Genomic DNA, 11,005 nt, shown 5'->3' on the forward strand with positions numbered 1-11,005 from the left:
GTCACCCTCATTTCGACGGATCACCCGTGGGTTGCGAACCTGACCCCGCAGATCCGTCAGGATCTCGAGGCCGCTGGCCTGACCGTTAACGTTCAGTACATGGCGTCCGGCGATCTGTACGCGAACTTCGCGGACGTCGACAACCCGACCTACGACGTCGCTCTTGCACCGGGCGATCCGTCGGTCTTTGGCCAGGATCCGGGCATCGTCATCGACTGGTGGTACGGCGACAACGTGTGGACGCAGCAGCGTACCTCATGGGCACAGACCTCACCGGAGGCCTTCCAGAAGCTCCAGGACATCTCCACCGAAGCAGCACAGCTGGCCGGTGACGACGCCAAGGCGAAGTGGGCTGAGGCTCTCGACCTCGTTGCAGAGGAAGCGCCTATTTACCCGCTCTTCCACCGTACGATGATCACGGGCTTCAACATGGATAAGCTCGAGAATGTCGACGGCATTGGCACCACGGGCCTCGAGCTCGTTGGTGCATCCGTCAAGAACTAACCCACACCAAGTAATCCCAAAGCCGTGGAGGGGCGGAATTATCCTCCCCTCCACGGTTTTGTGTCTCTACAGCATCCACATGCGTCCCTTTTAGGGCACATAAGAAACTCGTCCTTCTCAGGTAGAAGAGGAATTCAGGACAGTGAATAATCTCTTAAGACTTCTCGGGCGGCGCCTGATCGCGCTCCCCATCATGGTGATCGGCGTGACGTTCCTCGTCTTCTTCATCATGTCCCTCTCGCCAATTGACCCGGCTTACACGGCTCTTGGTGAATTCGCGACGCCGGAGGCTCTCGAAGCGTTCCGCGTCAAGCACGGGTACAACGATCCGTTCCTCGTGCAGTATGGAAATTACGTAATCCAAATGTTCCAGGGTGACCTTGGTTTCTACGGAATTGGCGACCAGAATAAGGTGACCGAGTTGGTTGCCGAGGCGCTTCCGATCACCCTATCTCTGACCTTCTTCGGCCTGATCATTGCAGTCATCGTTGCGTTCCCGCTCGGTGTTGTTTCGGCGATCTACCGTGACCGCTGGCCCGACCAGGTCATCCGCGTCATCTCGGTGATCTGCATTGGCACCCCGTCCTTCTGGCTTGCATCGCTCCTCGTGCTCGCATTCGTGGGCGGATCGATCCCGGTCTCCGGCGCGCTGCCAGCGTTGACCGAGGACTTCGGCGGCTGGTTCATGCGCATGCTGCTCCCAGCTGTCTCACTCGCAGTTCCCGTCATCGGCCAGATGACCCGCGTCGTGCGTACCTCGATGGTTGAGGAACTGGATCGCGACTACGTCCGCACCGCTCTCGGCGCCGGCGTCCCGCGCTCAGTCGTGATCGGCCGCAACGTCCTGCGTAATGCACTGATCACCCCGGTCACGGTCCTTGGACTTCGCGTCGGCTACCTCATCGGTGGCGCCGTGGTCATCGAGATCATCTTCAACATCCAGGGCATGGGCCGCGTGCTCATCCTGGGTATTCAGAACAACTGGGTGAACCTTGTGCAGGGTGGCGCGCTCGTCGTAGCAATCGCCTTCATCATCGTCAACATCATCGTTGACATGCTCTACCTGCTCATCAACCCGCGCATTAGGTCGGTGTGACATGACAACCAAGAAACAGAAACTCGACACCGTAACGTCGAAGGGCGCTCGGTTCAGCCGCATCCGCAACATGGGTCTTGGCTCGAAACTGGCGCTGGCCTTCCTGGTCCTGACCTTCGCTATCTCCTTCCTGTCTCCCCTGATCGCTCCCTACACCCCGAACCAGCTGTCCGGAATCTGGCTGGAGCCCTCCGGTGAGCACCTGTTTGGAACCGACCACGCCGGCCGAGATGTGCTCTCGCGCATCCTCTACGGCGGCCGCTACTCGCTCATGATCGGCGTCTTCGCCACCCTCGTAGCACTGTTCTTCGGAGCCATCATCGGCTCGATCGCAGCGGTCTCGCGCAGGTGGATCGGCGAAGTCATCATGCGAATCATGGACATCATCATGGCCGTTCCCGGCATCGCCATGGCAGCCGTCATGGTGCTGGTGTTCTCGCGCAGGCTTGAACCCGATAACGTCATCGGCCTCGTTGCCGTCATCATCGGCGCTATCGCATTCGTCTACACCCCGCAGTTGGCACGTATTGTTCGCGCTAACGTCATGAGCGCCTACGGTGAGGACTACGTTCGCGCAGTCATCGTCGCCGGTGCACGCGCTCCGTGGATCCTGGTCAAGCACGTCGCCCGCAACACCGCGGCTCCCGTGCTCGTGTTCGCAACGGTTCTCGTTGCAGACGCCATTATCCTCGAAGCCTCGCTGACCTTTATCGGTTCGGGTCTTCAGTCCACGATGGTCTCCACGTGGGGCAACGTCCTGTCGGACGCCTCCTCGAACATGTCGGTTCTGGCCGGCAAGTGGTGGACCGCGTTCTTCCCGGGCGTCTTCATCATGCTGACCGTGCTGTGCCTGAATATTCTTTCGGAAGGCATCACCGACGCGATGGTGGCTGCTCCCTCGGGCGACCAGAAGGTCGACACCGTGGCTGCGACCCGCGAGCAGGACAAGCTCCTCCTCGATCCGCGCCTCGCACACGAGAAGCAGGCCGAGTCGCTCCAGCAGAGGCTCGATCAGCTGGCAGATGTGGAAGGCCGGCGAAAGGACAGATTCGTGGCGGAAGCCAGCGGCCAGCCACTCCTCGAAGTGCGAAACCTGTCCATCAAGTTCCCGCGCCACGGCGATGTCAACGTCGTCGACAACGTGTCCTTCGCCGTCCACGAGGGCGAGACGATGGGACTCGTGGGCGAGTCCGGTTGTGGAAAGTCGATTACGGCACTGTCCATCATGGGGCTCATCGACACCCGTGCCGAACTCTCGGGTGAGATCCTCTACCAGGGCCGCGACCTTCTCAAGATGAGCGCGAGCGAGCGCCAGGGACTCCTCGGCCACGAGATGGCAATGATCTACCAGGACGCCCTGTCCTCGCTCAACCCGGCCATGCTGATTCGTTCGCAGATGAAGCAGCTGACGAGCCGCGGAGGAACCCGCACGGCGGAAGACCTCCTCGAACTCGTGGGTCTGGATCCGAAGCGTACACTCGAGTCCTACCCGCACGAGCTCTCCGGCGGTCAGCGCCAGCGCGTGCTTATCGCTATGGCGCTCACGCGCGATCCGAAGCTCATCATTGCTGACGAGCCGACGACGGCCCTCGACGTGACCGTGCAGAAGCAGGTTATCGACCTGCTCAACTATCTTCGCGAGAAGCTCGGATTCGCCATGGTCTTCGTTAGCCACGACCTCGCACTCGTTGCGGAAGTCGCGCACAAGATCACGGTCATGTACGCCGGCCAGGTCGTCGAGCAGGCCCCCACCTCGGAGCTCCTGTCCAACCCCGTTCACGAGTACACCCGCGGCCTTCTTGGCTCGGTTCTCTCGATCGAGGCTGGCGCGGATCGTCTCCACCAGGTGCCCGGCACGGTGCCATCGCCACGGGACTTCCCGGACGGCGACCGCTTCGCACCGCGCTCCTCGCACCCCGACGTCGGGCTTCATACCCCGCCGCTGCGCATGGAAATCGAAGGCAAGAACCACGCCTACGCCGCTGTGCCGGACCAGGCTTGGACCGACGCCGGATACGAGCCGCCCGCGCATCAGGGCGTGTACGCCCCCGTCGAAGAATCGCGCGCACGCAAGGCCTCAGAAGCCTCGAGTGCGACAGCTACTGATGTGAAGGAGGACGAGCGATGAGCACCCTCGAACAGGAACTCAATACACAGGTTGATCCGAACACTCCGATCATCGAGCTTCGCGATCTGCACGTGATCTTCAAGACCCGTACGGGCTCGATCTTCAACCCGAATAAGGTTCACGCCGTCAACGGCGTGAATATGAAGGTCATGCCCGGCCAGGTTCTTGGCATCGTGGGCGAATCCGGTTCCGGAAAGTCCACGGCCGCGAACGTCATGTGTGGCCTGCAAGAGCCATCCGAGGGTCAGGTCTTCTTCAGGGGAGAGGAAGTGACGAAGCGTTCGGCAGCTGATCGCCGCAAGATCGGCCGCGTCGTCTCCGTCGTCTTCCAGGATCCGGCTACCGCGCTCAATGCTCGTATGCACGTGCGCGACCAGCTGATGGATCCCCTCCGCGTGCACGATATCGGCACGGAAGAAGAACGCGAGGCTCGGGTGGAGGAACTCATCACACAGGTGGGTCTGCCCAATTCGGCGCTCGACGCCCTCCCGGGTCAGCTCTCGGGCGGCCAGCGCCAGCGCGTGGCTATCGCCCGCGCCCTGGCTCTTCGCCCGGACGCGATCATCGCAGATGAGCCCACCTCGGCGCTCGACGTGTCGGTTCGTGCTCAGATCCTGAACCTGCTGATGGATCTGAAAAACGAGCTCGGCCTCGCGATGGTCTTCATCTCGCACGATATCCAGACAGTTCGCTACATTTCCGACCGCATCGCCGTGATGAACTTGGGCGAAGTGGTCGAGGAAGGTCCGGCGAAGGAACTACTCGCAAATCCGCAACACCCCTACACCCGAACCCTTCTGGGCGCAGCACCCTCATTGCTTCACCCAGACCTTGGAGGACAATCATGAGATTCGATGGAGTTATACCTCCCGTCGTTGCACCCCTAACAGCCGATGGCGAACTGGATATCGCCAGCTACGAGAGGCACATCAACCGCATGGTTGACGCCGGAGTGGACGGTCTGTTTATTCTCGGCTCGTCCGGTGAGGTCGTGTTCTCGACCGACGAGCGTCGCAAGCAGATCATCACTGAGACGATGCGCATCGTCGAGGGTCGCGTACCGGTTCTGGTGGGCGTCATTGACACCACCACGCCGCGCGTGATCGAGCAGGCGAAGGTCGCCCGCGATCTCGGCGCCGATGCCATCGTGGCAACCGCGCCGTTCTACGCGATCGTCGGCCCGAAGGAAATCGAGCGTCACTTCCGGCTCATCAAGCAGGCTGTTGACCTCCCGCTGTTCGCCTACGACATCCCCGTCTGTGTTCACGTCAAGCTCAGCCCGGCCATGATTTTGGATCTGGCTCGCGACGGCGTGCTCCAGGGCGTCAAGGATTCCTCTGGCGACGACGTGTCGTTCCGCAACCTTGCGCTGCTGCGTACCGAGCAGGGCTTGGATCTGTCGTTGCTCACTGGCCACGAGGTCGTCGTTGACGGCGCTTACATGTCCGGTGCCGACGGCTGCGTGCCGGGCCTGGGCAATGTGGACCCGAAGGTCTACGTTGAGCAGTGGCAGGCACGCAAGGCCGGAGACTGGGAGCGCGTACGCGAGCTCCAGGACTACGCCGCGCGCCTCATGAGGATCACCTCCGTGCCGGTCGGCGAAGTCGGCTTCGGCGCGGGTGTGGGTGCGTTCAAGACCGCGCTCATGCTACTCGGTGTGTTTGAGACGAACACGATGCCCGAACCGGTCGTCGCGCTCGAGGGCTCGAACGTCGAGGCAGTCGCCGGAGTGCTCCGCCAAACCGGACTGCTGGACTAGGGGGACACAATGACGGGTGCCAAGGGAGAAATCCTCACGATTGACATCGGTGGCACCAAAATCGGATGGGCGCTCACGGATGCATCGAACATTGCATTCGAGTCGAGCCAGTCCGTTCAAACCAACGCTCGCGCTGGCGGTCCGGACGTCGCGCTACGCCTCGTGGAACTTGTCCGCGAGGTGGGGTCAACCAATTCCTCTCTCCTCGGAATCGGTATCGCCAGCGCGGGCGTGGTAAATCCAGCAACGGGGCAGATCGTGTCGGCTACCGACACGATGCCCGGCTGGGCTGGTACCGAACTCGGTGCCATGATCGGCGAGGCCACGGGTCTGCCCGTTCACATCGTGAACGACGTGCACGCCCACGGCCTCGGCGAGGCCACGTTCGGCGCGGGGAGGGGAGCTCCCTCCGTCCTGTCGGTTGCCGTTGGCACCGGTATTGGCGGCGCGCTCGTGCGCGGCAGCCAGATCGATTTTGGCGATCACTTCCTCGCCGGCCATTACGGCCACATCCACCACCATCTTGCCAATGACCTCGTGTGCTCATGCGGGCGCACCGGCCACGTTGAGGCGATCGCCTCCGGCCACGGCATTACCAACTGGTTTAACGCTCGCCGCGCGAGCGAGGATCCCGAGGTAGCCAACGGCAAGGAACTGCAAGATCTGGCGGATTCTGGCCACGAACTCGCGCGCACAGTCTTCACCGAGTCCGCGTTTGCGCTGGGCGAGACCATCGCAACGCTGGCGAACTCGGTTGATCCCTCCGTCGTCGTCGTGTCGGGGTCAATGACCCGCTCGGGAGACGCTTGGTGGGCGGCGCTGCGCGAGGGCTACGCCGCACGCGCAATGAACCCCGTGGCTGATATGCCCATTGTGCTTGGCGAATTAGACTCGGAAGCGCCGCTGTATGGTGCGGCCGTGAATTTCCTACGAAATGAAGGTATGGAACTGTGAATCTCATCGAATCTTTGCGTGGCGGACTGATCGTGTCCGCTCAGGCCTACCCGGGCGAGCCGATGCGCCACCCAGAAACGATGGCTCAGATCGCTCGCGCGGCCGAGCAGGGAGGCGCGGTGGCCATCCGCTGCCAGGGTCTTGCCGACATCGCCGCGATTAAGGGCCAGGTTGACGTTCCGGTGATCGGCCTGTGGAAAGAGGGCCACGAGGGCGTCTACATTACGCCGACCCTGCGTCATGCACGGGCCTGCGTCATGGCAGGCGCGGACGTCGTGGCCATCGACGCCACTCGCCGCCCCCGCCCAGACGGCCTCACCTATGCGCAGACCGTCGCAGCGCTCAAGGAGGAGGGCACCCTCGTCATGGCCGACTGCGGCTCGATCGACGACGCCCGGATGGCCGCTGAGGCCGGCTCCGACATCCTCTCGACGACCCTCGCCGGTTACTCGGGAGAGCGTGAGAAGACCGATGGCCCAGATTTTGAGCTACTCGATCAGATGGTCTCCGAGTTTCCAGATATCCCAGTGCTGTGCGAAGGGCGCGTACACTCGCTCGAGCAGGCACGCAAGGTGATGGATCACGGTGCCTACGCCGTCGTCGTCGGAACGGCGATTACCCATCCCACGACCATCACGTCGTGGTTCGCTAACGCCATCAAATAGCGCGCACATGGCCGCCGCCACCACGGCGAGCCACATGAATACATCGTTGTTTTCGAGAAAGGACCATTATGAAGGTTGGAGTTTTTACTGATGCAACCGCGGCCGCCAAGGCTGCGGCCGAGCATCTCATCGAGATGAAGAACGGCGTTACCCCGTTTAACCTCGGTGTTGCCACAGGTTCGACCCCGCTGCCTCTGTACGAGGAGCTGCGCGCGGCACACGCCGAGGGAACGTTCTCGCTTGCCGATTCCAAGGCGTTCGCGCTGGACGAGTACATCGGGCTTGAGCCCGGCCACCCCGAGAGCTACCGCAAGGTGCTTCAGGATGAGCTCGTGGGAGACGACAAGACTGGTCTGACCGACCAGAACCTGTTCACCCCCAACGGCAACGTCGAGTTCCCCGAGGGCGCTCACGAGGCCGCCGACGCCTACGACGCCGCGATTTCCGACAACGGAGGCGTCAACCTGCAGATCCTCGGAATCGGCTCCAACGGCCACATCGGTTTCAACGAGCCCGGCATCTCGCTGAGCTCGCGCACGCACGTCGATGCCCTTGCCCGCCAGACCCGCGAGGATAACGCGCGCTTCTTCGACGACGATCTGGACAAGGTTCCCGACATGTGCATCACCCAGGGCCTGGGCACGATCATGGAAGCCGACCACATCGTGCTTCTCGCGACCGGTGCTGGTAAGGCGGATGCCATTGCGGCGGCCGTCGAGGGTCCGATTACCTCCTCCTGCCCGGCATCGATCCTTCAGATGCACCCATCCGTGCGCGTGTACGTCGATGAGGCGGCTGCGTCCAAGCTTGAAAATCTCGACATGCACAAGGTCCGTTGGGAGCTGCACGTATGATTTTGCGTGGAAAGCTCCTTGACGGCTACGGAAAGCTCGTGGGCTCCGGCCTGCGCATCGAGGATGGCAAGGTCGCTGAGATCTTCGACGTCGATCCTGACGTGACCGGCTGGATCACCCCCGGATTCGTTGATGTTCACTGCCATGGCGGCGGCGGTTCCTCCTTCCCGGACGACCCGAGTCCCGAAGGCGTTGATCGCGCGGTTGGCGCCCATCGCTCGATGGGTACGACGGCAATGATGGCCTCCACGGTCTCGCTCGTTGACACGCTGCCCCCGATCGAAGGCCTGACGCAGGCGTGCGAAGAGGGCAAGCTCGCGGGCATTCATCTTGAGGGGCCCTACATTTCCCCGCACAAGGCGGGCGCGCAGAACCCCTCGGCAATCCGCAACCCCGATCTTGACGAGCTGCGCGAGTGGCTCGAGGCCGGCAAGGGCTGGATCAAGACGATGACGATCGCACCCGAAGTGGACAACGCGATCCCCGCGATGAAGATGCTCCTTGATTACGGCGCCGTTCCCTCATGGGGCCACACGAACGCCGACCTCGAAGAGACTCGCAAGGTCGCGCAGGCAACCGCAGAGTACGCCGCCGAGATTGGCTTCACGAAGCCTCCGCAGATGGCCACCCACCTGTTCAACGCCATGCCCCCGATCGGGCACCGCGCGCCGGGCCCGGTTCGCGAGCTCGTTGCGTCGGCTAGGCGCGAGGAGTGCGTGGTCGAGCTCGTCGCCGATCTCGTTCACGTTCACCCCGATCTGGTTCACGACGTCGTCCAGTACGTCGGCGAGACGAACCCGCTCGGCGTCGTCTTCGTGACCGACGCGATGGAAGGCGCCGGCATGCCGGACGGCCAGTACGTGCTGGGCGGCCAGGACGTCAACATCGTTGCCGGCACCGCGCGCCTCGTGCGCGGAGGTGCGATCGCTGGCGGCACGTCGCGCATCGCCGAACAGGTGCAGCGCATGGTTCGCGGCGGTCACCTGAGCATGGAGAGCGCCGTGCGATGCGCCGTCGCCGCTCCGGTGGCGTCCGTCGGCTTTGACGAGACCACACCCGGCGTCACGCTGGAGTGGACGGTCGGAGCCGCGCCCAACGTCGTCGTGATGAACGAGGACTTGGAGATCGAACAGGTGATTCGCGAGGGCGAGACCCTGTCCTAGAACGCCCATCAGCCACGCACTCGCCCCGCCACGGAATACCTGGCGGGGCGATGCGTTATCCTTGAAGCCGACGACAAGGAGTTGGATGAGCGACGATCTGACCTCGGAGATCAATGTCGAGGACGAAACACCGCAGGAGCGCAGCGCGCGCTTCGAGCGCGACGCCGTGCCCTACCTGAACCAGCTGTACGGGGCGGCCATGCGCCTGACGCGCAACCCGCAAGACGCGGAAGACCTCGTGCAAGAAACGTTCGCGAAAGCGTTTTCCGCGTTCCACCAATTCCAGCCGGGCACGAACCTCAAGGCGTGGCTCTACCGGATCTTGAACAACACGTTCATTTCCAATTACCGCAAGAAGCAGCGCCGCCCGCTTCAGGCCGACGCGGGTGAGGCCGAGGACTGGCAGGAGTATCGCGCCTCCACGCACCACTCGACGGGGCTTGCCTCGGCGGAGATGGAAGCGCTTGAGAATCTTCCGAACGAGGAGATTAGGCAGGCGATGGAGCAGCTGCCCGAGGATCGCCGCACGGCCGTCTACTTGGCGGATGTCGAAGGCTTTAGCTATCAAGAGATCGCGGACATCATGGAAACTCCGATCGGAACGGTCATGTCTCGTCTCTACCGCGGTCGCACCCAGCTACGCGATCTACTGCGCGACTACGCACGCGATCTGGGATACGTGAAGGAGAAGGCGTGAGCAAAGAATTTGACGAATTGGTGGCACGGCTCGAGAACTGCGGGTGCGAGAGCCCCGGATGCGACTGCGGGCAAGACTGCCAGTGCGACGACGTCCTCGATCGCCTGTTTGCCCTGCTCGATCACGAGATTACCGAAGCGGATGCCTCCCTGCTCGTTCGCCACAGCGCCAGCTGCCCCAATTGCGTGAGCCGGATCGAGGAAGAGATCGTCATCCGCAAAGTCATCCGCCGCGGCTGCTGCGGGGAGGATGCGCCCGAATCGTTGCGGATGAAAATCACCAAGATCACCATGCGGTAGTTGGAAGGGCACTGGCTGAGTCGTTACACTGGTGGATGTTAACAATTTGAGGAGTGAACATGTCGAAGCGCGGTAGGAAGCGTAAGGCTCGTAGGAAGCGCCCTGCGAACCGTGGCAAGCGTCCAAACGCATAGCCATACGCGGTATTCAAACGTGAAAGATGGTCGGAGCTGATGCTCCGGCCATTTTTTGTTGCCGCGCTGCTGTAGGCCGCGCGCTAGTCGCTGACGCTGACGGGGGCGTCGATGCCGAGCCAGGAATGCCAACCCCGGTGCAAGATAAGCCACGTGATGAGTCCGTAGCCCGCCTGGCGCGGGCTGTAGCCGTCTGGGGACATCGCCATGTCGGTCAGCCACTGCTCGTGGTTCTTCAGCGGTGTGTAGCAGTCGACGTAGGGCACCGATCGCCGCTCGCACACCTCGGCAAAGGCGCGGGTGAGCGCCTCCTGATCACGTTGCGGCACATCTAGGCGTGGACCGGGCCCGACGACGAAGGTCGGCAGGTCTTGGCGGTGCGCGTTGTCGAGGAGATTGGCGAGGTGGAGGCGCGATCGCGCCGTCGATGTGAGGCCTAAATCGTGCGATCCGAGGCCGACGACGAGGCGGTTATCCGCATCCTTATCGAGGCGAGGGAGGACGTCGCTTTCCCAGCGTTCCACGAGCTTGTCCGTCGTCTGCCCCGGCCAAGCCAGCGGCAGGGCCATGATGGGCGGGTCGTGAGGTGAGCGGGCCATCGTGCGCCCCACCCACCCCAGTCCGCGGGCATCGCCGTACCCGGCAACCAGCTCATCGCCGACGAAGAAAACTCGGATGTTCACCCTCTTAGCCTACGGCACATCGGCGCAATCGTGCGGATGATACAGGGGCGCTCCCACCGATCGGACAGG

At 62.6% G+C, this 11,005-nt stretch carries 12 protein-coding genes and 1 pseudogene; 12 read left to right on the forward strand and 1 reads right to left on the reverse strand.

Features of this window, described 5'->3' with window-relative positions; translation table 11 throughout:
• The 12 genes and pseudogenes from ACHFFR_RS05935 to ACHFFR_RS05990 all read left to right on the forward strand — a co-directional run.
• Positions 1-504: pseudogene (locus ACHFFR_RS05935) on the forward strand (ABC transporter substrate-binding protein); the annotation flags it as partial.
• A gap of 142 nt (positions 505-646) precedes the next feature.
• Entirely contained in the window at positions 647-1,600 is a 954-nt protein-coding gene (locus ACHFFR_RS05940; RefSeq protein WP_394263350.1) for an ABC transporter permease, read from the forward strand.
• 1 nt (position 1,601) lies between these two features.
• Positions 1,602-3,728: a dipeptide/oligopeptide/nickel ABC transporter permease/ATP-binding protein gene (locus ACHFFR_RS05945; RefSeq protein ID WP_394263351.1), complete on the forward strand. Its 2,127-nt coding sequence runs from the start codon at positions 1,602-1,604 to the stop codon at positions 3,726-3,728.
• Entirely contained in the window at positions 3,725-4,576 is an 852-nt protein-coding gene (locus ACHFFR_RS05950) for an ABC transporter ATP-binding protein (protein ID WP_394263352.1), read from the forward strand. Before ACHFFR_RS05945 ends, ACHFFR_RS05950 begins: the two co-directional genes overlap by 4 nt.
• Positions 4,573-5,487 carry a dihydrodipicolinate synthase family protein gene (locus ACHFFR_RS05955; protein WP_394263353.1) on the forward strand — a complete coding sequence of 305 codons (915 nt, stop codon included), beginning with the start codon at positions 4,573-4,575 and terminating at the stop codon, positions 5,485-5,487. Before ACHFFR_RS05950 ends, ACHFFR_RS05955 begins: the two co-directional genes overlap by 4 nt.
• A gap of 9 nt (positions 5,488-5,496) precedes the next feature.
• On the forward strand, positions 5,497-6,441 hold the full coding sequence (locus tag ACHFFR_RS05960) for an ROK family protein (RefSeq protein ID WP_394263354.1): 945 nt from the start codon (positions 5,497-5,499) through the stop codon (positions 6,439-6,441).
• On the forward strand, positions 6,438-7,106 hold the full coding sequence (locus ACHFFR_RS05965; RefSeq protein WP_394263355.1) for an N-acetylmannosamine-6-phosphate 2-epimerase: 669 nt from the start codon (positions 6,438-6,440) through the stop codon (positions 7,104-7,106). Before ACHFFR_RS05960 ends, ACHFFR_RS05965 begins: the two co-directional genes overlap by 4 nt.
• Before the next feature lie 68 nt (positions 7,107-7,174).
• The gene (locus tag ACHFFR_RS05970; RefSeq protein ID WP_394263356.1) at positions 7,175-7,960 is read left to right on the forward strand and encodes a glucosamine-6-phosphate deaminase; all 786 of its coding nucleotides are present in this window, start codon (positions 7,175-7,177) and stop codon (positions 7,958-7,960) included.
• The gene (locus ACHFFR_RS05975; protein ID WP_394263357.1) at positions 7,957-9,123 is read left to right on the forward strand and encodes an N-acetylglucosamine-6-phosphate deacetylase; all 1,167 of its coding nucleotides are present in this window, start codon (positions 7,957-7,959) and stop codon (positions 9,121-9,123) included. Before ACHFFR_RS05970 ends, ACHFFR_RS05975 begins: the two co-directional genes overlap by 4 nt.
• Before the next feature lie 85 nt (positions 9,124-9,208).
• Positions 9,209-9,820, forward strand: coding sequence for a sigma-70 family RNA polymerase sigma factor (locus tag ACHFFR_RS05980; RefSeq protein WP_394263358.1), 612 nt, complete (start codon positions 9,209-9,211; stop codon positions 9,818-9,820).
• Entirely contained in the window at positions 9,817-10,119 is a 303-nt protein-coding gene (gene rsrA, locus ACHFFR_RS05985) for a mycothiol system anti-sigma-R factor (protein ID WP_394263359.1), read from the forward strand. Before ACHFFR_RS05980 ends, rsrA begins: the two co-directional genes overlap by 4 nt.
• Positions 10,120-10,178: 59 nt before the next feature.
• Positions 10,179-10,253: a 50S ribosomal protein bL37 gene (locus ACHFFR_RS05990; protein ID WP_394263360.1), complete on the forward strand. Its 75-nt coding sequence runs from the start codon at positions 10,179-10,181 to the stop codon at positions 10,251-10,253.
• Between the two features lie 83 nt (positions 10,254-10,336).
• Here ACHFFR_RS05990 and ACHFFR_RS05995 read toward each other — a convergent pair whose 3' ends face one another.
• The gene (locus tag ACHFFR_RS05995) at positions 10,337-10,930 is read right to left on the reverse strand and encodes a GDSL-type esterase/lipase family protein (RefSeq protein ID WP_394263361.1); all 594 of its coding nucleotides are present in this window, start codon (positions 10,928-10,930) and stop codon (positions 10,337-10,339) included.
• Positions 10,931-11,005: the final 75 nt, after the last annotated feature.

The sequence above is a fragment of the Trueperella sp. genome, from assembly GCF_043424875.1.
In the GTDB taxonomy this organism is placed as follows: Bacteria; Actinomycetota; Actinomycetes; order Actinomycetales; family Actinomycetaceae; genus Trueperella.